This is a genomic window from Bacillus sp. BD59S (assembly GCF_007363175.1).
GTDB lineage: Bacteria > Bacillota > Bacilli > Bacillales > Bacillaceae_G > Bacillus_A > Bacillus_A pacificus.
In genome coordinates, this window is sequence record NZ_CP034686.1 from 5,080,167 (window position 1) to 5,103,035 (window position 22,869).

The 22,869-nt window shown below is 35.4% G+C and carries 19 protein-coding genes and 4 tRNA genes; 5 read left to right on the forward strand and 18 right to left on the reverse strand.

The features are described from left to right. The first annotated feature begins 2 nt into the window (after positions 1–2). Entirely contained in the window at positions 3–1,424 is a 1,422-nt protein-coding gene (pelF, locus tag EKQ63_RS28785; RefSeq protein ID WP_001219499.1) for a GT4 family glycosyltransferase PelF, read from the forward strand. Then, positions 1,412–2,866, forward strand: coding sequence for an exopolysaccharide Pel transporter PelG (gene pelG, locus EKQ63_RS28790; protein WP_143881730.1), 1,455 nt, complete (start codon positions 1,412–1,414; stop codon positions 2,864–2,866). The genes pelF and pelG overlap by 13 nt, the downstream gene beginning before the upstream one ends. Positions 2,867–2,916: 50 nt before the next feature. On the opposite strand, the gene galE is transcribed toward pelG, so the two are convergent. Then, a complete protein-coding gene (gene galE, locus EKQ63_RS28795) occupies positions 2,917–3,933 on the reverse strand; it encodes a UDP-glucose 4-epimerase GalE (protein WP_000996533.1) in 1,017 nt (338 codons plus the stop codon). Between the two features lie 186 nt (positions 3,934–4,119). After that, positions 4,120–4,767: a PAQR family membrane homeostasis protein TrhA gene (gene trhA / locus EKQ63_RS28800; protein WP_143881731.1), complete on the reverse strand. Its 648-nt coding sequence runs from the start codon at positions 4,765–4,767 to the stop codon at positions 4,120–4,122. Between the two features lie 164 nt (positions 4,768–4,931). Here trhA and EKQ63_RS28805 point away from each other — a divergent pair, with 164 nt between their 5' ends. Then, positions 4,932–5,492 (forward strand): DUF1836 domain-containing protein, encoded by a 561-nt coding sequence (locus tag EKQ63_RS28805; protein WP_087955246.1) that lies wholly within the window; start codon positions 4,932–4,934, stop codon positions 5,490–5,492. Positions 5,493–5,532: 40 nt separating this feature from the next. On the opposite strand, the gene dbpA is transcribed toward EKQ63_RS28805, so the two are convergent. Continuing rightward, positions 5,533–6,978: an ATP-dependent RNA helicase DbpA gene (gene dbpA, locus EKQ63_RS28810; RefSeq protein WP_087995278.1), complete on the reverse strand. Its 1,446-nt coding sequence runs from the start codon at positions 6,976–6,978 to the stop codon at positions 5,533–5,535. Positions 6,979–7,455: 477 nt separating this feature from the next. Between dbpA and guaC the strand changes: the two genes are divergently transcribed. Continuing rightward, a complete protein-coding gene (guaC, locus tag EKQ63_RS28815) occupies positions 7,456–8,439 on the forward strand; it encodes a GMP reductase (protein ID WP_000432434.1) in 984 nt (327 codons plus the stop codon). A gap of 134 nt (positions 8,440–8,573) precedes the next feature. After that, positions 8,574–10,391, forward strand: coding sequence for an oligoendopeptidase F (gene pepF, locus EKQ63_RS28820; RefSeq protein ID WP_087955248.1), 1,818 nt, complete (start codon positions 8,574–8,576; stop codon positions 10,389–10,391). A gap of 185 nt (positions 10,392–10,576) precedes the next feature. Here the strand turns inward: pepF and EKQ63_RS28830 are convergent, their stop codons facing one another. The 15 genes from EKQ63_RS28830 to dnaB form a co-directional block, all read right to left on the reverse strand. After that, entirely contained in the window at positions 10,577–11,455 is an 879-nt protein-coding gene (locus EKQ63_RS28830) for a radical SAM/SPASM domain-containing protein (protein WP_000713634.1), read from the reverse strand. Between the two features lie 136 nt (positions 11,456–11,591). After that, the gene (rlmH, locus tag EKQ63_RS28835) at positions 11,592–12,071 is read right to left on the reverse strand and encodes a 23S rRNA (pseudouridine(1915)-N(3))-methyltransferase RlmH (RefSeq protein WP_087955255.1); all 480 of its coding nucleotides are present in this window, start codon (positions 12,069–12,071) and stop codon (positions 11,592–11,594) included. Positions 12,072–12,130: 59 nt separating this feature from the next. Then, on the reverse strand, positions 12,131–12,316 hold the full coding sequence (locus EKQ63_RS28840; protein WP_001052835.1) for a CxxH/CxxC protein: 186 nt from the start codon (positions 12,314–12,316) through the stop codon (positions 12,131–12,133). 53 nt (positions 12,317–12,369) lie between these two features. Further along, entirely contained in the window at positions 12,370–13,545 is a 1,176-nt protein-coding gene (locus EKQ63_RS28845) for a S1C family serine protease (RefSeq protein WP_087955256.1), read from the reverse strand. A gap of 63 nt (positions 13,546–13,608) precedes the next feature. Then, complete coding sequence (locus EKQ63_RS28850) at positions 13,609–14,403, reverse strand: MBL fold metallo-hydrolase (RefSeq protein WP_061656688.1); 795 nt, start codon at positions 14,401–14,403, stop codon at positions 13,609–13,611. Further along, on the reverse strand, positions 14,387–15,229 hold the full coding sequence (locus EKQ63_RS28855) for a two-component system regulatory protein YycI (RefSeq protein ID WP_087955257.1): 843 nt from the start codon (positions 15,227–15,229) through the stop codon (positions 14,387–14,389). The genes EKQ63_RS28850 and EKQ63_RS28855 overlap by 17 nt, the downstream gene beginning before the upstream one ends. Next, positions 15,210–16,526 (reverse strand): YycH family regulatory protein, encoded by a 1,317-nt coding sequence (locus tag EKQ63_RS28860; RefSeq protein ID WP_087955258.1) that lies wholly within the window; start codon positions 16,524–16,526, stop codon positions 15,210–15,212. The genes EKQ63_RS28855 and EKQ63_RS28860 overlap by 20 nt, the downstream gene beginning before the upstream one ends. Then, positions 16,523–18,364, reverse strand: a complete 1,842-nt coding sequence (gene walK, locus EKQ63_RS28865; protein WP_048553327.1) for a cell wall metabolism sensor histidine kinase WalK — start codon at positions 18,362–18,364, stop codon at positions 16,523–16,525. Before walK ends, EKQ63_RS28860 begins: the two co-directional genes overlap by 4 nt. 3 nt (positions 18,365–18,367) lie before the next feature. Continuing rightward, positions 18,368–19,075, reverse strand: a complete 708-nt coding sequence (walR, locus tag EKQ63_RS28870; RefSeq protein WP_000971872.1) for a cell wall metabolism DNA-binding response regulator WalR — start codon at positions 19,073–19,075, stop codon at positions 18,368–18,370. Between the two features lie 403 nt (positions 19,076–19,478). After that, positions 19,479–19,551: transfer RNA gene (locus tag EKQ63_RS28875), tRNA-Phe, on the reverse strand. A gap of 41 nt (positions 19,552–19,592) precedes the next feature. After that, positions 19,593–19,668: transfer RNA gene (locus EKQ63_RS28880), tRNA-Asp, on the reverse strand. Between the two features lie 22 nt (positions 19,669–19,690). Next, positions 19,691–19,762 (reverse strand) — tRNA-Glu (locus tag EKQ63_RS28885). Between the two features lie 13 nt (positions 19,763–19,775). Further along, positions 19,776–19,851 (reverse strand) — tRNA-Lys (locus tag EKQ63_RS28890). Between the two features lie 141 nt (positions 19,852–19,992). Continuing rightward, positions 19,993–21,282, reverse strand: coding sequence for an adenylosuccinate synthase (locus EKQ63_RS28895; RefSeq protein WP_087955259.1), 1,290 nt, complete (start codon positions 21,280–21,282; stop codon positions 19,993–19,995). A 215-nt stretch (positions 21,283–21,497) separates the two neighbouring features. Beyond that, on the reverse strand, positions 21,498–22,859 hold the full coding sequence (gene dnaB / locus EKQ63_RS28900; protein ID WP_001286244.1) for a replicative DNA helicase: 1,362 nt from the start codon (positions 22,857–22,859) through the stop codon (positions 21,498–21,500). Positions 22,860–22,869: the final 10 nt, after the last annotated feature.

Genomic DNA, 22,869 nt, shown 5'->3' on the forward strand with positions numbered 1-22,869 from the left:
AGATGAGAATAGGTTTAGTCGTTGAAGGAAGTTATCCTTTTGTCAGTGGCGGAGTAGCAAGTTGGGTACAAATGATCATCCAACAATTTAAAGAACATGAATTCACCATTTTTGCGATCGTACCGCAAATAAAAACAGAAGAGGAATATCAATATGAAATTCCTAACAATGTAAAAGATATCATTATGATTCCCTTACAATCAGAAAGTGACTCAAAACATATAAAAACCAATTTAACGACTGATGAAGTACAAACACTTCAAAAATGGTTTACATTCCAAGCTAACGACACAGAAGCATTACAAATATTAGGGAACAAGCAAAAGCTAGGAACACTACATTCCTTCTTCGAAAGTCGTGAATTTTATGAAATAGTGAAAGAAAGCTATTTGTATGAAGAAAGTAGTGGTTCTTTCTTAAATTACTTTTGGATGTGGAGATCTATGTTCACACCAATCATTCAAATTTTACAAATTGATTTTCCTGAATTAGATCTTATCCATTCTGTATCTACAGGCTATGGTGGGCTTCTTGGAGCTGCAATTAGTGCCAAATCTGACATACCATTTATTCTAACAGAGCATGGTATTTATTCTCGGGAACGTGAAGAGGAAATACTCCAATCAACTTGGATACCAATCGAATACAAAAAAAGATGGGTTTCTTTCTTCCATCATTTATCTCACCAAGCATATGAACAAGCTGCTGATGTGATTACGTTATTCGGACGGAATAGTGCATATCAAAAAGAACTAGGAGCTCCGGCCCATAAACTAAAAATTGTTCCAAATGGTGTTACTTTATCTGACTATAAAGGGCTACGTAAGCCAAAACATAATTCAGATAAACTCATTATTTCTGCTATTATACGAGTTGTGCCAATTAAAGACGTAAAAACAATGATTTATGCAGCTAAATTATTATTAGAAAAAGATATTCCGTTTATCTTCTACTTATTAGGTCCTGATACAGAAGAACCAGAGTATGCCCAAGAATGTCGTGATTTAATTCAGCAACTTGGATTAAAAGAACATGTAATAATGACTGGCAGAGTAAACATTAAAGATTACTTAAAACAAACGGATATTCTCGTATTAACTAGCATATCTGAAGGACAACCACTAGCTATGTTAGAAGGAATGGCATCGGGATTACCATGGGTTGTTACAGACGTTGGTTCTTGTAAGGAGTTAATTTATGGACAAGATGAAGATCCTTACGGCCAATGTGGCTTTGTTGTACCACCTGTATCTCCTGAACAAGTTGCCACCCACTTAGAATGGTATTATCGCCACCCTGAATCCATTCAACAATTCGGAAACAATGGGCGTAATCGTATTGAAGCATATTATCAATTATCAGGTGTTGTTGATAGTTATCGTAAGCTTTATTTAGAAAGGGGTGCGAAAACATGGCAGGTATAGGATTTCGATTACAAAAATTATTTCAGGAAGACTACTATTCTTCAAGGGTAAAAGCTTATGGGTTTTCGTTATTTGTTACAGCTGGTCCTTGGTTAGTCGTTATTTTAGCAGTAACAACTATTCGATTCATTTTGAGTTTATTTCATTCTATTTCAATTGAAGAACAGCGCCTTTTCACTATTTCAATTTCATATTGCTTTATTTTTTCTCAAATTATTTACGGAGCATTGCAGCTCATTGTAACTAGATATGTAGCTGACCTTTTATACGAACAAAAAGCTGATAAAGTATTTTCTTCATTTTTAGGAATGACGAAGATCACACTTTTTTTAGCTATTATGTTATGGCTTTTGTTTGCATTTTTCACACCATTAGCTTTATATTATAAAATCGTGATGCTATTTTTATTTTTAGCTTTAAATATCATCTGGATTCAGTCCATTTATTTAACAGCAGCTAAAGATTATCAATCAATTGCACTGGCATTTTTAATCGGATCCATTTTTTCCCTATTAGGAATTATCCTAGTAGCTTACTGGCACCCTACACTTGGGTTAGAACATGAATCTGCCCTATTGCTTTTAATTTCGTTTACACTCAGTACTTTCATTACACTAGTATGGTTAAGTATCGTTATTGTACGAATGTTTCCAAATAGTGATGCTACTGAACAATTTACCTTTCTGTCTTATTTAGATAAATATCCAGAATTATTTTGGTCAAGCCTCTTTTACAATGTGGGTATTTGGGTATGTAATTTTGTTATTTGGTTTGGAGACGGTCGGGGAAATATTGAAAACACATTTATTTATCATCAAATTTATGATACTTCTGTTTTCTGGGCGTATTTAAGTATTATCCCAACCTATATTTTCTTTGTAGTATCCATTGAAACCAGGTTTTATGAAAGATATAAAAAGTTCTTCGGTTCGGTAAACAATGGCGGAACATTACATACGCTTTTACAATTGAAGGATTCCATGAACTTTGTCTTAAAGCAGGAAATGGAACGTATCCTTCGTAATCAAGGTATTTTTTCCTTACTTATTATTTTTATAATATGGATGTTTAGTTCGCAATCTGGAAACATAACACTTAATTACTCTATTCTGCAACTAACTATAGTTGGTGCTTATGCAAATGGAATGGTACTCGTTATTACATTACTACTCCTATACTTTGAGGATCGTAAAGGGGCATTTCGAACATCAGCTATTTTCTTTTTTGCAAACTTGTCATTAAGCCTTATCCTGCTTCCATTTGGATTCAATGGTTACGGCATTAGTTTTGCAGTTGGATCCTCTATTACATTCCTATATGCTATTTCTAGGCTCTTTACTTACATTAAAGATATTGATTATTATACATTTTGCCAGTCAAATATTCCTATAAAACAGCGGACTTTTTTTACCAAATTAGCTAATAAACTTAACGGGAAATAAATACAAAAATGACCTTTGCTTATGCAAAGGTCATTTTTTGTATCTACATATTAAACTTCCAAATAGCCATTTTTATTATTTGATTGCCATCTCCAAGAATCTGCACACATTTCTTCTAATCCACGTTTTGCTTCCCATCCTAGTTCACGTTTTGCCTTTGATGCATCTGCAAAACATATTGCCACATCACCAGGACGACGCTCTGTAATTTTATAAGGAACTTTTTTTCCTGAAACCCTTTCAAATGCTTCAACCATCTCAAGTACACTATACCCTGTACCTGTGCCCAGATTATAAGCATCTACTCCTGTTGTATTCAGTACTTTCTCTAGGGCTTTTACGTGACCTTTTGCTAAGTCTACAACATGTATGTAGTCACGGATGCCTGTTCCATCTTTCGTTGGGTAGTCATTTCCAAATACACTTAATTCTTTTAGCTTACCTACTGCCACTTGTGTGACATATGGCATTAAGTTATTTGGAATTCCATTTGGATCCTCTCCAATACGTCCACTTTCATGTGCACCAAATGGGTTGAAATAGCGAAGTAACGCGATACTCCATTCTCTATCTGCAAATGCTACATCACGCATAATTTGCTCAATCATTAATTTCGTTTGACCATATGGATTTGTTGCACTTAATGGAAACTCCTCTGTAATCGGTGACGTTTCCGGGATACCATATACAGTTGCGGATGAACTAAAAATCATCTTCTTTACATTATGTTTCTGCATTACTTCACATAGCACTAAAGTGCTCGTAATGTTGTTATGATAATATGTTAATGGAATTGCTACTGATTCCCCTACAGCTTTAAATCCTGCAAAGTGAATAACTGCTTCGATTGCATTTTCTTCAAAAATTGCGTCAAGTGCTTCTTGATTTAAAACATCTTCTTTATAAAACTTAAATTGTTTTCCTGTTATTTCTTTCACTCGATTTATAGATTCTACCGAGCTATTCGAAAGATTATCAACTACTATAATTTCGTAACCGCTATTTAGTAATTCTACACATGTATGACTACCAATATACCCTGCTCCACCTGTTACAAGTATTGCCATAATTATAGTCCTCCATATTTTATTCATTATAAACTTCTCAAAGTATATCACATATTTCTTATCCTATGTTTAATATGCGAACACAGAAACTTACATTTTATCCCATAATAATTTTATAACATATACGATTCCAATCAAGTAATAAGAAAAACGCCACATAATTTTTGTTATGTGGCGTTTTTCTTATTAAATTACGTAACAATATACACTTAGAAAATGTGCAAGACTACCTAATAATACAAAAACGTGAAAAATTTCATGATGTCCCACATATTTAAACTCTAGCCATTTTGGCTTTGTTCCATAAATAAATCCACCAATTGTATAAAAAATGCCCCCAAGTACTAAGAACACAATGCCTCCTGTACTTAGATTCTCAGCTAACGGCGCAAAGAATAAAACAATTAACCAACCCATAGTAATATAAATTGCTGTCGATAACCATCTTGGACAATTAAACCAAAACATTTTAAACACAATGCCACAAATCGCAGTTGCATAGACTAAACAAAATAATAGCAAACCACTTGCTGAATTTAATGTAATTAAGCAAAAGGGTGCATATGTACCTGCAATTAATATAAAAATCATAGAATGATCTAGCTTCCTAAAGAAGTAAATAACACGTTCATTGGCCACAACACTATGATATACAGCTGATGCCGTATAAAGGACCATCATTCCAATCCCAAACAAAATAACAGCTGTAATTGCAGCAAATGATGGCATCTTGATAGAAACTTTCACAAGCATAGCTAATAAGGCAATAAATGATAATATCGCTCCACCTAAGTGAGTAAATGCATTAACTGGTTCCCTCACATAAGCATTCATAATAACACCCCTCATATAATTACATGTAGTTTTAATAACTACATGTAATTATATACACATTTCTTTTTAAGGTCAACATTTACAATTTATTTGTTTCGTAATACCATATTTAAGGATGTATTAGACATTAAGTTCCACTAAGTTATAAAAGTGAGGGATTCTACGTGGAAAATATAAATGAATTACTTGAGACATTGCATTTAGAAAAAAATATTAAACTTGAGGATATTCCAAATGTTGACTTATATGTAGATCAAGTTGTCCAACTATTTGAGAATACTTATGCAGATACAACGAGAACTGATGATGAAAAAGTATTAACAAAAACGATGATTAATAATTACGCAAAAGGGAAACTATTCATCCCTATCAAAAATAAAAAGTATTCAAAAGAGCATATGATTTTAATTAGCCTAATTTATCAATTAAAAGGTGCTCTTTCCATTAACGACATAAAAAGTTCATTAGCAACTATAAATGACTCCTTATTAAATGATGATTCATTCGAATTAAATACGTTATACAAAAATTATCTTGCTCTTACTGAAAGCAATGTCGAAAGCTTTAAACAAGACGTAAATAACCGTGTTACAGAAGTAAATGAGATTTCTTCCTTAGAAGACACAGAGCTAGAAAAATTTCTACTACTAACATCCTTCGTGACTATGAGTAATATGTATAGACGTTTAGCGGAGCAACTAGTGGATGATTTAAAAGAATCATAAATAAAAAACTATCCACCTATTAAAGTGGATAGTTTTTTATTTACTTAATTGCTTCATGAACTTTTAGTTGTTTCCCTTTAATCGTTGTAGTCTTCATGACTTTCAAGACAAGTGGTCCTTTTCCATTTAATATTTCAACGTAAGAAACATTATCTTGTATCGTAATAATGCCTATATCTTCTGCTGTAACACCTTTAATTTTAGCAATTGTACCGACGAAATCTACCGCCCTAATTTTCTTTTTCTTCCCGCCATTAAAGTACAGCTTCATAATGCCTTTGTTGATGTCTGCATTTTTATCTTTCTTTATAATTGGTTTAGCATGTATCTTTTCTTCAAATACAGCTTTCCCTTTCATAACTTCTTCTTTTGAAGGTCCAATTGCCTTTGGAATTTCAAATCCAATATACTCCTCAATCTCTTCTAAAAATCTATTTTCATATGGTGTTATAAATGTAATAGCTTTTCCACTATTTCCAGCTCGTCCCGTTCTTCCAGTACGATGTACATAGCTTTCTTTTTCAAGTGGAATATCATAATTAATAACATGTGTAATATTATCAATATCAATTCCTCTCGCAGCTACGTCTGTTGCTACTAAATAACGGAATTTTCCTTTTCTAAAATCATCCATGACTTCAAAACGATCTTCTTGTACCATACCACCATGTATTTTGTCACAAGGATAGTTAGCTCGTTTTAATTGTCTATATACATGATCTACATTTTCTTGTGTACGGCAGAAAATGATACAGCTATCAGGATTCTCAATCGTTGTTACATCTTTAAGTAGTGAAAGCTTCTCGTCTTCTATCGCCTCAAAAAGAGTATGTTCAATTTTATCCGTCGTAATCCCAGCCGCTTTAATTTCAATATGAGTTGGTGCATTCATATATGTACGTGATAACCTTTCAACATCTTCCGGTAAAGTTGCTGAAAATAGCATTGTCATTCTATTTGTAGGTAATTCATCAATAATTGCCTCTACTTGATCGATAAAGCCCATGTTTAGCATTTCATCCGCTTCATCAATCACTAAATATTTTAATCGCTCTAAAGAAAGGGTCCCTTTTTCAATATGATCCAATACACGCCCTGGAGTCCCTACTACAATATGCGTCTTTTGCTTTAACTCTAATTTTTGACGTGCAAATGGGGATTTACCATAAATTGCGGCGGCTTTAATTCTTTTGAATCGCCCTATATTTGTAATATCTTCTTTCACCTGTACCGCAAGCTCTCTCGTTGGTGTTAAAACTAATGCTTGTGGTTTATTCTCTTCCCACTCCACCATTTCACAAAGTGGAATACCAAATGAAGCTGTTTTTCCACTTCCCGTCTGGGACTTCACAACAAGATCCTTCTTTTGTAATGCGACTGGAATAACCTCACCTTGTACTTCTGTTGGATGATCATACCCTAACCCAGTAAGTGCCCTTACAATTTCTTTACTTAATTTATACTCAAAAAAACCTTTTTTACTCATATATTAACCTCATTTTATTCTGTATTATTTTCTTTTTTATCTTTTGTATACGTTACTATCGCCCTACTTATTATACTTGAAACCTCGCATAAAAAGATGGATTATGCCAGATTCATCTTTTTATATAGAAATAAACCTTATCATTTCATATATTGTTCAACTACTTGATAACATCTTTTGCTCGTATTGTTAGCATTAACCTTTTCATAGAATCCTACATCCGCTCCAAAAAAATAAAAAGAATACATACATCCTTGTATAATTATCTTAATTTTTCAACCCTTTTTATAAACGAACAATACAAACAAAAAAACATTTTAAATTCGTTTTTAACGTTGTTTTTTAGATATAAAATCTACTTTTAAAAAAAACGTTAAGAAATCCTTTGACTTTTAAATGAAAACAATGTAAATTATCATATGGACGAACATTTTTGATTAATAAAAATAAAATATTCGTATTTTAGGGGTGTAAATGATGGAAAACGTATTCGACTATGAAGATATTCAATTAATTCCTGCAAAATGCATTGTGAACAGCCGCTCTGAATGTGATACAACTGTCACTTTAGGTAAACATAAATTTAAATTACCTGTCGTACCTGCAAATATGCAAACGATTATTGATGAAAGAATTGCAACTTATTTAGCTGAAAATAATTACTTCTATATCATGCATCGTTTCCAACCAGAGAAACGAATCTCATTCATTAGAGATATGCAATCACGTGGATTAATCGCTTCTATTAGCGTTGGTGTAAAAGAGGACGAGTATGAATTCGTACAACAGTTAGCTGCTGAACACCTTACACCTGAATACATCACGATTGATATCGCGCATGGACATTCTAATGCTGTAATCAACATGATTCAACATATTAAAAAGCATTTACCAGAAAGCTTCGTTATCGCTGGAAACGTTGGAACTCCAGAAGCGGTAAGAGAATTAGAAAACGCTGGTGCTGACGCAACAAAAGTTGGTATTGGACCTGGTAAAGTTTGTATTACTAAAATTAAAACAGGCTTTGGAACTGGTGGTTGGCAGCTAGCTGCACTTCGCTGGTGTGCAAAAGCTGCAAGTAAACCAATTATCGCTGACGGTGGTATTCGTACACATGGCGACGTAGCTAAATCTATTCGATTTGGGGCGACTATGGTTATGATCGGTTCTCTATTCGCTGGTCATGAAGAGTCTCCAGGGGAAACAATCGAAAAAGATGGCAAACTTTATAAAGAGTACTTCGGTTCAGCTTCTGAATTCCAAAAAGGTGAGAAGAAAAACGTTGAAGGTAAGAAAATGTTCGTTGAGCATAAAGGTTCTTTAGAAGACACTTTAATCGAAATGGAACAAGATCTTCAATCTTCTATCTCTTATGCTGGTGGAACAAAATTAGACTCCATTCGTACTGTAGATTATGTAGTCGTGAAAAACTCTATTTTCAACGGTGATAAAGTATATTAATTTTTAAATTTAACTCGAGGGACAAGCATTTTTATGCTTGTCCTTTTTCATATATAGAAATGTAAAATATTTTCATTTTACTGAATTTTCTAGTATCATATTTTTAAATACTTATACTAAGGGGGATATACTATATGAAAGATGTAATTGAGAAACGCCATATTCGTGCAGAAGTTCCTACTGAATTAACATGGGACCTCTCTAATTTATACGTATCTGATAAAGAGTGGGAAACTGCATTACGTGTATTAACAGATGATATAAAAAAACTTGATGCGTTTAAAGGTCAATTACACACTAGTCCCACGACCTTATTACATTGCCTACTTTTAGAAGAAGAGCTTTTAATGAAGTTAACAAAACTATACTCCTATGCAAATTTAAAAGAATCTACTGATCGTACAAATCCAGTTATTCAAGCGAACTCTTCCAAAATTTCCGCTTTATGGACGAAAGTACATACGGCGCTATCCTTTATTCATAATGAAATTCTCTCATTAGAAGAAGGCACAATTGAAAAATATTTAACTGAAGAAACAAAACTTGAACCTTTCCGTAAATCATTACTAGACATATTACAAAAAAGGCAGCACACGCTCTCTCCTGAAACTGAAGAAGCACTTGCTGCACTTGGCGAAGTACATAGTTCTCCATACAAAATTTACGGTATGACTAAATTAGCCGATATGGATTTTAACTCCATACAAGACGAACAAGGAAATGAACTTCCTGTCTCATTTGCATTATTTGAAAGTAAATATGAGTTTTCTCCAAGCGCAGACATACGCAGAAAGGCATACTCATCATTTGTGTCCACTTTGAAGCGATATAAAAATACCGTGGCAACAACATATGCTACTGAGGTAAAAAAACAAGTAACACTCTCTCGTTTACGCAAATTTGAATCTGTTACTCATATGCTTTTAGAACCTCAAAAAGTTCCACTTGAAATGTATAACAATCAACTCGATATTATTTATAAAGAATTGGCGCCTCATATGCGCCGTTTTGCAGATTTAAAAAAGAAAGTATTAGGACTCGATCAAATGCTGTTCTGCGACTTACATGCACCTTTAGATCCCGAATTTAATCCAGCAATTACTTACGAAGAAGCTGGAAAACTCATTCAAGAATCTTTACAAGTACTTGGCGATGAATATAGTGCCATTATCAAAAAAGGGTTCAAAGAAAGATGGGTGGACCTTGCAGATAACGTAGGCAAATCAACTGGAGCATTTTGTTCAAGTCCATATGGTTCTCATCCATACATTTTAATTACATGGCAAAATACGATGCGTGGCTGCTTCACATTAGCTCATGAATTTGGGCACGCTGGTCATTTTTATTTAGCAAATAAAAACCAGCGTATTATGAACGTACGTCCATCTATGTACTTCGTTGAAGCACCATCTACAATGAATGAATTACTATTAGCCCAGCATTTATTAGCGACCACTGACGATAAGAGAATGCGTAGATGGGTCATTCTGCAACTACTCGGCACATATTATCATAACTTTGTTACTCACTTACTTGAGGGAGAATATCAAAGGAGGGTATACACGCTAGCAGAAGCAGGAGAAGCACTTACAGCTACAACTTTAACTGAAATAAAAACAAATGTCCTTTCAACATTCTGGGGAGATTCCGTAGAAATTGATGAAGGTGCTGGCTTAACTTGGATGCGTCAACCTCATTATTATATGGGCTTATATTCTTACACATATTCCGCAGGCCTCACTGCATCTACTGCGGTGGCTCAAATGATTAAAGAAGAAGGACAACCTGCTGTTGATCGCTGGTTAGATGTACTTCGCGCTGGTGGTACGATGAAACCACTGGAATTAATGAAACATGCTGGAGTCGATATGTCAAAACCAGATACAATCCGCAAAGCTGTTTCTTACGTTGGTTCCTTAATTGATGAATTAGAGCGCTCTTATCAAGAATAAAGTGAAACTTTAATCAGTGGGGGCCATCCCCCACTGATTATTAGTTGAACCAATCGGGCTTTTACGGACAGTTGATTCCCTATCTAAATTCTTTGCTTCCGCTGAATTTTGAGGTAGGGATCTTACTGCCCGGCAAATAGCGGGATAAAAAATAAGCCCTCGCTTTATGAGGGCTTATTTCATATTTACTTTCCAAATCTTTTACGGTATCCACATTTTCTACATAGCTCTTCAACTGCAACTCTTCTAGAAAATCCATCAACAATGTTTGTTGCTCTTTCGCCTTCTATAATGTTAGAGAATGAATCATTATTAATATTTCCAAGGTTAATAATCCCTTCACCATCTAAACAACAAGGAATAACCGTTCCGTTCGCTAAAATACCAGCTTGATTTCGAAGACCATGACAGAATCCTTTTCCATCATCCTCTTCTTCATGCAATGCTGGCCACTGGAATTCATAGTCTTGATTAATAAAGACACGTTCCGCAATTTTTATACCTTTTCCTGGGGTAAGCTTCTCTTCAATTTGATAAGATAGATCAAACTCATTTTCAATGATGGATAATAGCTCTCTATTCTTCTGGATTTCAGCATTTGTTTTATTATCCTGCGTCAAATTCCATAATCTAAGTGAAACAATTAAATCCGATTGACTTGTCGCCTCTCTAATGAAGGAAAGTATACTTCTTACATAGCCTTCTTTATCTTGTGAACCTGGGTGTCCATCAAAACTATGCAGTGAAAAATTCATTTGTCTTAAAGCAGGCTTATTTAACAGTCTATGCCTTCTCTTATTAATTAACGTTCCGTTCGTTGTAATATTAACTTTAAACCCTTTTTCATGGCTTAAATCTAACAATTGATCTATTTTCGGATGTAGCAACGGCTCACCCTTCACGTGCAAATAAATGTAGTCTGTGTGTGGTTTAATTTGGTCTAACCTTTTCGCAAAATCCTCCACAGAAATGAATTGCTTCTGCCTTTCCGTCGGCGGACAAAAGCTGCACGCAAGATTACATACACTCGTAATCTCCAAGTAAAATTTCTTAAACTTCTTCACCTTTAACTCCTCACTTCTATGACTACTTATACTTTTTCCTCTTCATATTACAGCATACTTTTTTAGAAATAGAAACATACTTATTTTAGGAAATATAGAAAACGGCCACATCTGTAGCCGTTTGAATGTACTATTACTATTTATGATACGGTTCACCACGATTAATCCGAAACGCCCTATACACTTGCTCAAGCAATACTAATCGCATTAATTGATGTGGTAATGTCATCTTTGAAAAAGAAAGAGATTCGTTTGAACGATTCATTACTTCTGAACTTAGTCCAAGTGATCCACCAATCACGAAGGCAACTTTACTTTTTCCATATGTAGCAAGACGATCTAAGCTTACTGCAAATTCTTCTGATGATTTTTGCTTTCCTTCTATCGCTAACGCAATCACGTGCGTATCATCAGAAATTTTATCCAGTATACGTATACCTTCTTTTTCCTTTACAATTAACATTTCTGCTTCACTTAAATTTTCTGGTGCCTTTTCATCTGGTAATTCAATTACTTCCACTTTTGCGTATGCAGATAACCGTTTTAAGTATTCTGCTATACCTTGTTTTAAATATTTTTCTTTTAATTTCCCAATTGAAATAATCGAGATATTCACACGTATTCCCCACCTTACAAACATGTTATCCACATAACTTATCCACATATCCACAATTGTTACCCACATATTGTGTGAGAATCTGTGTTCGATACAACATATGTCGCCTCATTTTGACAAAATTCACATGTTTTTTTCTCTTTTTCCGAGTTATCCACATTGTTAATAACCGGCGGCACTTCACACTCATCCACAATAATATCTAAAGCTAATTCAACATGTTCTAAACAACAAGGTAAGTTCATATTCTTCACCTCACTTTTCTACAATAGAAAACAGGAGGTAGGCCCTCCTGTTTTTAATACTTTTGAATGCCTAGTTTAACCGTTGTTGTTGCTCGTTTTGTACCACGATAAAACGTAAGAGTCATTTTATCATTAATTTTTTTATCATATAAGGCCGTACGGAATCCGATAATATCGCGAACTGGTTTCCCATCTACTGCTACAATCACATCGTGTTCTCGCAAACCAGCATCTGTACCTGGCGAAGGACTTTTCACATCTAAAATGCAAACTCCCTCTGTTACATTACCTGGTAAATGCAATGTTTTTGACCAATAGTAGTTTGGAATTTCATTTAATGATCTCAGTTCAATTCCAACATACGGTCTTCTTACTTTTCCATACTTCTCTAATTCATTCATAATTGGAACAGCTCTAGTAACAGGAATAGCTAGTCCAATTCCTTCTACTTCTTTTGCAGCAATTTTCATTGAGTTAATACCAATTAATTGACCTGCTGCGTTTACAAGCGCACCACCGCTATTACCCGGATTAATTGCTGCGTCTGTTTGCAATACTTCTACTTGCCAATCATAATGTCCATCTTGATCTAAATCTACAGGGACAATACGCTCATTAGCCGAGATAATACCTTGTGTAACGGTTCCAGAAAATTGTAGCCCGAGCGGGTTTCCAATCGCAATGACTGGTTCTCCTCTACGAACAGTATTAGAATCGCCAATCTCAATTACTTTTTTCACATGCTTTGCATCTATCTCTAGTACAGCCAAATCTGTGACCACATCGGTTCCTAATACCTTTCCAGGGACCTTCTTACCATCACTTAAACTTACTTCAATACGATTTGCTCCAGCAACAACATGATTATTCGTTACAATATAAGCTTGACCATCTGTCTTCTTATAAATTACACCTGATCCCGTACCTGCTTCTGAATCTGCCTCTGAAAAATTATCTCGTTGAATATTAATAACTCCAACAACAGCTTCAGACGCACGATCAACAGCATCCACAAAGCTAATCTGTTTAATGCCTTGAGCTTCCGCCATATTACTTCCACTTGCTTCAGCTTGCGGAAACGCGTCCGTATCATTTGAAAATAAAGGAGCTCCAAATGCAAATAACGAAGCTCCTACAATTGTTCCTGCTATGCTAGAAATAACAATACCTTTTTGCTTCTTTTTCTTTGCACGTTTCATACGATAATTTTCTCCATCAATAAAGGACATATTTGTTCACCTATCTTCCTGAAAACAACTATATTCACCTTTATTGTTTACTAAAATGGAGAATTATACGTATTGAATTTTTGTAGGCATTTTTGGATCTGTATCGTGGATTTCAAAAGCTTCTCCCACTCCAAATCCCTTTTCCTCTAATACTTGTGATACTGACATTCGCGCCAATTCTTTCATGTTATTATCTAAACTTAAATGGGCTAAATAAATATGCTTTGTCTCATCTGTAATTACATCCGCCATCGCTAATGCAGCATCTTCATTACAAACGTGCCCCACATCGCTTAAAATACGTCGCTTAATACTCCATGGATAGCGTCCCATACGAAGCATTTCCACGTCATGATTGCTTTCAAACACGAAAGCATTAGCCCCCTTAATAACACCTTTCATACGGTCACTCACGTATCCTGTATCTGTAATAAGAGCTAACTTTCTATTATTGTTATGAAAAGCATAGAACATTGGCTCTGCCGCATCATGTGAAACGCCAAATGACTCGACCTCAATATCACCGAATGTTTTTACATCCCCAATTGAGAAAATAAACTTTTGCTCAGTTGGAATATTTCCTATTAAGTGTTCCATTGCACTCCATGTTTTCTCATTTGCATAAACAGGCAAATCATATTTACGTGCCAATACACCTAATCCTTTAATATGATCACTATGTTCATGTGTTACAAGAATACCCGATACATCATTTATATTTAATTCTGCCTGTTTAAATAAAGCCTCAGTTGCTTTACCACTTAAACCTGCATCGACAAGTAACTTCTTTTCATCTGTTCCTACATATAGCATATTCCCTGTACTGCCACTTGCAAGTACGCTAAAATGCAAACCCATTCTTTCTCACTCCAGTATGTTCATCAACCACTTGATTTTCCTTTTCCCCTAATTCCATAACTTGTCCTTCAATTGCATTTACAAAGAAGTCCTGCTTCTGCTCCGTCTTTAAGTTCCACGTTGGAGCAAGTACTTGGTTATTAGAAGTAGATGCGGTAAGGTTGGCATAACCAATTTGCGCTTCTTTTACATGTGTATTCCCATGAATTTTATTTTTTAAATACAGATTTTCTAAAGCAGTTTGGGCAGTAATAATTTCTTGCTGTTTCGTTTTTTCACTTTCGCCCATTTCTTTTAAACCTGTTAGCATCGTCTGCGTGTACGACACAAGTTCATTTTTTTCATTTAATTCCACAACAATCATTGCTTGATCGTTATAGAAAATAGGCTTATCTTTATATTTTTGGAAGAAGTAAATTTTAGAATCTTTCATCGCCCCAAACTCATACTTTTGTCCATCCAATACATAGTTCTTCAAAAAATCATTATACTTATCTTTGGATAACGATTTTGTATTTAAAAAAGGCTCTTTTAGCTTACTTTCTATCTTGTACATATTTTGTATATGCGCCGTTTGATTTTTTAAAGACTGTACATCTTCTTCTTTAAATGCCTTGTTTTCAGCCCTAATAAATGACTCTTTTTTCGGTTCTTTAGGGAAATTACCCATAGTAATTTTGTTTGCTTTTAATTCTTGATCTATCTTTGTTTCTGCAATAAGCTCCAATTGATTACTATCTTGCTTTTGAATGAATTGAAAGATGAGAAAGAGGTCCAAAACAAAAAAGGTCACAATAAATATGGTTTTAATCCGATCCCAATCCATTTAGTCCTCCCTCACTCCACTCATATATTTTTTGTTTGCCAGCTTCATCTTCAACAAACTTTACATACCAAATTGGCTGTAGTCTCGCTACTTGCCCATCTAGTGATAATTTGTATCCAATCCCAATATCTTTAATGGACCTTTTATCTACTGCGGCATTATTTTCTAAGGATGCTATCACAACATGACCTGACGGAAGAGTAACCTTCTGTTCTATACCTTTCGTATTTAAAGAAAGCAACGGTCTTTCATATTCCATTACTTCTTCTGATCCCCATACTTGTCTCAATTCAGCTAATCCATCTGTATTGAATACGGGATATCCATCTTCCTGTAAGCGGAATACTGTCTGTCCTTTATTCATATAGTCCAAACGATATGAATCCAAACTCCCACTGTGACCATTTACAAAATCAAAACTTTTTTGTAAAAGCATTAAATTATCTGGCTTTTTCTCACTTAAAACAGAAGAATTTTTATACTTCAGCATATGCTGATCGTTTTCAATCTCCATAGACCTAATACCATCTGTAAATATTTCTTTCGATCTCTCGATAATAGGGCTTAAATAACGTGGGTCACTAAAAAGAGCATTCTTAAATGTATCAACCGCTAAATTAGATGAAATATATGTTATATTACTTAATTCTGTCGTTCCATCTGGTAAAAATAGCTTTTTTATATCATTAATTTGATAGTCAAAATAAGGTTTCGCTGATACTATAAATTGATTTTGTGCATTTACAATATCTTTTAAATACACACCACTTAATTTTGCTTCATATATTCTAGAGTTATCACCATCAGAAACAAAATTAATTTTTATTTCTTGATCCCTACTTCTAGAAGGATCAAGAATAATTCGATTAAAGTGTTTAGGCTTAGCTATACTTTTTTCTTTCATACTAAACATAGATTTAACTGCATCAAATGGGATATTGGTAGGGAAAATAAGTTCAATTTTCCCTTCACCATGAACATAAGAAAGGAAGTCAGCCTTAGCAATCGAGATCTCTTTGAACTCATGTAATTCCCCTGCTTCCAAAGTTCTATAGATTGATTCTATATCTCCCTCTCTTTTGCTCCCGTAATGATTTTTATCTTTATGCACGATGATAGAAGTAGGGCGGACAACATCAGCGATTTTAGTTTGAGTATTTCCCTCATTCCCCTGTACAAATTTTGCGTTTTGCATAGATGTGGAATCTGGCACATACGTCCATAAGTTAAAAGTAAGAAATAGACTAATTACAACTAAATTAATTAAAACTATCGTTTTAACATTCTCCATACTCATTCCCATTCGTCCTCTTCATCTGCTGCCATAGGCAAAGTGAAATAAATCGTTGTCCCTTTTCCTTCCTCACTCTTTGCCCAAATCGAGCCACCATGTGCCTCAATCATTTCTTTCGCAATTGCTAATCCAAGTCCTGTACCGCCCATTTGTCTTGAACGTGCTTTATCTACGCGATAAAAACGTTCAAAGATTTTATCAACATTTTCTTTCGGAATACCCATTCCTTGGTCACTTACACTAATCTCTAATAATTCTCCGCGATCACGTAAACGATATGTTACTGTTCCACCTTCTGGCGAATACTTTAATGCATTCGAAATAATGTTATACAATACTTGCGTAATTTTATCCGTATCCATATCAATAAATCGAGATTTTTTAGAGAAAGATCGTTTGAAGCTTACGTTTTGCTCTTTAGACATTTCAAAACGATCAATAATGTTATTAAAGAAGTCAGTAAAGTCGACCCACTCTTTCATTAAACGATGTTCTGTACTATCGAGTTTAGATAGTTGCAATAACGCATTTACAAGTCTAATCATTCTTTCTGTTTCTTCTTGTGTAACTGTTAAAAATTGTGGTGCAATATTTGGATCTTGCCACGCACCGTCTGTAAGTGCCTCTAAGTAGCTGCGCATTGTCGTTAATGGCGTTCTTAATTCATGAGAGACGTTTGCTACAAACTCGCGGCGTTCCCTTTCTATACGCTCCTGCTCAGTCACATCATATAATACGGCAATTAAACCATTTGCTTTCCCTGTCTCTTTTTGAATAACAGAGAAACTAGCGCGTAAAATATATGGCTCATTTCTCGTACTAAAATCTAATAAAACAGAATCCGGCTCTTCGTATAAATGATCGAGCGTAAATTCTTCTTGTATTCCCAATACTTCTAAAACAGATTGATCGAGCGCCGTTTCACGCGAAACATTTAGCATCTTTTCCGCAGGATCATTTAATAAAATAATGTCCCCTTTTCGGTCAGTAGCAATTACTCCATCTGTCATATGTGATAATACAGATGACAATTTACGTCTTTCACTTTCCGTTGAAGAACGAGCTTGTTGTAATTTTTTTGATAAATTATTGAAAGATAATGCTAATTGTCCAATTTCATCATGGCTATGCACTTTTACTTTTCTCGAATAGTTTCCTTTTGCCATTTCAATTGCTTGTCTTCGCATATCAGAGATTGGTCTCGTAATCGTTTGAGCTAACAAAATTCCAAGTACAGCTGTTACGAGTAATGCAATAACGGTTCCGGTCGCAAAGATTTGATTAATATCCTTCATCTGCTTATAAACATCTTCCATGGATGCAACAATGTAAATAGCACCAAGTGCATCTTTGTTGTTATCATCCATAATAGGAGTAATCATAACTTGTACACGATGACCTGTACGACCATCCTTCTCAATTTTCACTTCTGGTTTTTTTTGTACCAATACCCGCTGAACAGCTATATCAGTTGATGTTCTATTTACCTTGTTTTGCTTTGACTCATCTGAAATAGCGAGCAGCTTTCTATTCGCATCAAATACACTTACCTCTTGAATATCCTTCTTTCGATCAGAGGCAAATTTTCGAATGGACGTTTTAATCGTCTCACCTGTTGATTCTGTCTCTGCTTTTGTATAACTTTTTTTAAACTCTTGTTTCAAGTTATACGATAATAAGTTCGTTTGTTGCGTTAAAGAATCTCTAAAACCTTGTACAAGACTCTTTTCTAACTCTCTTACGAAATATACCCCAATAACTTGCATAGCTATCAATATTAATAGCATATATATGAGTACAAATTTTAAATGAATAGATTGAAAAAAACCGACTTTCTTCATATACTATTCCTGCTCTGGGTCACGCAAGTAATACCCTACTCCACGTCTAGTGACAATTAATGTAGGATGACTTGGATTATCTTCAATTTTTTCACGTAGACGACGTACTGTTACATCCACTGTACGTACATCTCCAAAATAGTCATAACCCCAAACTGTTTGCAATAAATGTTCACGTGTCATAACTTGTCCTAAATGTTTTGCTAAATAGTGTAATAGCTCAAATTCACGGTGTGTAAGCTCAATATTTTCCTCACGTTTCGTTACACTATACGCATTTGGATTGATAACAATTGGTCCAATAACCATTTCTGTATTTTCTTCTTTTTCTGCCGCACCACCTTGCTGATGGCGACGTAAATTCGCCTTCACGCGAGCAAGTAATTCCCTCGTACTAAATGGCTTCGTTACATAATCATCTGCCCCAAGCTCAAGTCCTAATACTTTATCGATTTCAGAGTCCTTCGCTGTAAGCATAATAATCGGCATTTCTGAGCTTTTACGTATTTCACGGCAAACCTCTAAGCCATCCTTACCTGGTAGCATAATATCTAATAAAACCATATCTGGTTGTTCTTCAGTTGCTTTTTCAATTGCTTCATCACCATCATGCGCCATTACAATTTCAAAACCTTCTTTTTCTAGGTTGAACTTCAAAATATCTGCAATCGGCTTTTCATCATCAACTACTAAAATTTTCTTTCCCATCATCGTTTATTTCCTCCTTATAAAGTGAAACTTTAATCAGCCCTCACCAATTGGGCTTTTACGGGTAGCTCGCTCCCCACTTAACTTCTTTGCTTTCGCTGAATTTTAAGGTGTAGGCTTTACTGCCCATTAAATAGCGGGGTAAAAATATGGTCACTATCCCTAAACACATTGATGTCTACATAGTATGTCCCTATATGACCGCATCTTTTGCTTAAGTACTTTCTCCTCTATTCTCACAGACTCATGTATGATCCACTTTTACACGGAATCCTATACGATCTATAGAAAAACCTCTAGCTTCAACTGCTAGAGGCTCCTCATTCTATTTTAAAATAACTACTCAATTTTGTAAAATTACATAAATAAAAAGGATATTAAGTGGGCCCACTTAATATCCTGAGAGTGGCTCGGGACGGAATCGAACCGCCGACACGAGGATTTTCAGTCCTCTGCTCTACCGACTGAGCTACCGAGCCAAAACTATATATAAAACCACTAATGGTGGTATAAACAAAAGTGGCGGTCCCGACCGGGGTCGAACCGGCGATCTCCTGCGTGACAGGCAGGCATGTTAACCACTACACCACGGGACCAAAAATGAACATAAAAAAAACATGACCCGTACGGGATTCGAACCCGTGTTACCGCCGTGAAAGGGCGGTGTCTTAACCACTTGACCAACGGGCCACGAAAAATAAAATGGTGAGCCATGAAGGACTCGAACCTTCGACCCTCTGATTAAAAGTCAGATGCTCTACCAACTGAGCTAATGGCTCATACTCACCAACGTCATATTTTCGTGACGACAAGATGTATCATAACATGTTTCATTTATATTTTGCAATACCTTTTTTATTTTTTTTATAAAAGATAAGAAAAAACTCATGAGGACATGAGTTTTTTCTTAAAAATATCAATTAAGCTTCATATACGTTACGAACGATATTCGTTTGGTTACGATCTGGTCCAACTGAGAACATAGATAATTGAATTCCTGTTAACTCAGAAACACGTTCTACGTATTTTCGTGCATTTTCAGGAAGCTCATCTAATGATTTTACACCAGTAATATCTTCTGTCCAACCTGGAAGTTCTTCGTATACAGGTTCACACTTAGCTAAAATGTTTAAGTTTGCTGGAACTTCATCGATAACTTCGCCATTATATTTGTAAGCAACACAAATTTTAAGAGTTGGAATACCTGTTAGAACGTCGATAGAATTTAATGATAGATCTGTTAGACCACTAACACGACGTGCATGTCTTACAACAACACTATCGAACCAACCTACGCGGCGTGGACGACCAGTTGTCGTTCCATACTCACGACCAACTTCACGAATTTGGTGACCAATTTCATCATTAAGCTCAGTAGGGAATGGACCATCACCTACACGGCTTGTATATGCTTTACATACACCTACAACGCGTGTAACTTTCGCAGGACCAACTCCAGTTCCAACTGTTACACCACCAGCAATTGGGTTAGAAGATGTAACGAATGGGTACGTACCGTGATCAATATCAAGCATAACACCTTGTGCACCTTCAAATAATACACGGTGATTATTATCTAATGCATCATTTAATACAACAGACGTATCACATACATATTGTGCGATTTGTTGTCCATACTCGAAGTACTCTTCAAAGATTTCTTCTACACTGAAACCTTCTGCATCGTACATTTTTTCAAATAAACGATTTTTTTGTGCTAAATTGCGCGCAAGCTTCTCTTTAAATGCTTCACGGTCTAAAAGATCAGCCATACGAATACCAATACGAGCAGCTTTGTCCATATATGCAGGACCGATACCTTTTTTCGTTGTACCGATTTTGTCATCACCTTTACTTGCTTCTTCTAACTCATCTTGTTTTAAGTGATAAGGTAAAATAACGTGCGCACGGTTACTTACGCGTAAATTATCAGTACTTACACCACGATCGTGTAAGTATTTTAACTCTTCAAGTAATGCTTTCGGATCTACTACTAAGCCGTTTCCGATTACACAAATTTTTTCTTTATAGAAAATACCAGATGGAATTAAGTGTAATTTATATTTAACTCCGCCGAAAACAATTGTATGTCCTGCGTTATTTCCACCTTGATATCTTGCAACTACTTCCGCATGCTCAGAAAGAAAATCAGTGATTTTACCTTTTCCTTCGTCGCCCCATTGTGTTCCTACAACTACTACTGAAGACATTATTAAAGCACCTCCGCAATTTTCAAACGATCTATTCAAACAATATAATTGTACCAAAACCGAAAAAGAAGTCAACCAAAAAGCGAACATTTTTTTATTAAAAAACTTTTTCGTTCGTAAGAATTATATTTTTACACTATGAAAGCCTTATCTTTTCTATAAAAAAAAAGAAACACATCTTATTATAAGAAATGCGTTTCTTTTTTATACTATCTTTATGCCGGCGGCGCATGTCCATCTTCGAAGCGCCGTTCTAAGTTAACGAACTTATTGAACTCTTTAACGAATGCAAGCTCTACTGAGCCTACTGGACCATTACGCTGCTTTGCAATAATAATTTCAATTGTATTTTTATTTTCCGTTTCTCGGTCATAGTAATCTTCACGATATAGAAAGGCTACGATATCGGCATCCTGCTCGATACTTCCCGATTCACGAATATCAGACATCATCGGGCGTTTATCTTGACGAGATTCTACACCACGAGATAACTGTGACAAGGCAATAACAGGAACTTGTAATTCACGCGCAATCCCTTTTAGTGTACGAGAAATCTCAGATACTTCCTGCTGACGGTTCTCTCCAGATTTCCCACTTCCTTGAATAAGCTGTAAGTAGTCAATCAAGATCATACCAAGACCCTGTTCTTGTTTTAATCTACGACATTTTGCTCGGATCTCATTTACTTTAATCCCCGGCGTATCATCAATATAGATACCAGCATTAGAAAGGCTACCCATTGCCATCGTTAATTTCGCCCAATCATCAGAAGTTAACGATCCGGTACGAAGTCTTTGTGCGTCAATATTCCCTTCTGCACAAAGCATACGCATAACAAGCTGATCAGCACCCATCTCTAGACTAAAAATCGCTACATTTTCATCCGTTTTCGTCGCTACGTTTTGTGCGATATTTAATGAAAATGCCGTTTTACCTACCGATGGACGAGCTGCCACGATGATTAAATCATTTCGCTGGAACCCTGCCGTCATCTTATCTAATTCAGTAAATCCAGTTGGTATCCCGGTCACTTCACCTTTTTGATTATGCAAAAGTTCAATTTTATCGTAAGCATCTACAAGAACGTCTTTAATATTTTGGAACGCTTTCGCATTCGTCTGATGAGATACTTCTAATATTTTTTTCTCAGCCTCATTTAAAAGACCATCCACATCATCTTCTCTCTCATATCCATCAGACACAATATGAGTCGCCGTTCGAATTAAACGACGTAACAGTGCTTTTTCAGCGATGATTCTTGCATAATACTCTACGTTAGCAGCAGTCGGAACAACTTCTGCTAATTCTGCTAAGTAAGAAACTCCACCAACTTCTTCTAGTAATCCTTGATCAGCCATTGCTGACGTCATCATTACTAAGTCAATTGGCTCCCCCTTATCAGATAACCCAAGCATGACTTCAAAAATCTTTTGATGTTTCGTTCGATAAAATGAGTCAGGTACTAATAGTTCCGATGCTGAAGTTAATGCATCCTGATCAATCAATATAGCACCTAAGACTGCCTGCTCAGCTTCTATATTATGCGGAGGGGTACGATCAGCCATTACATCACTCATACGCAATCCT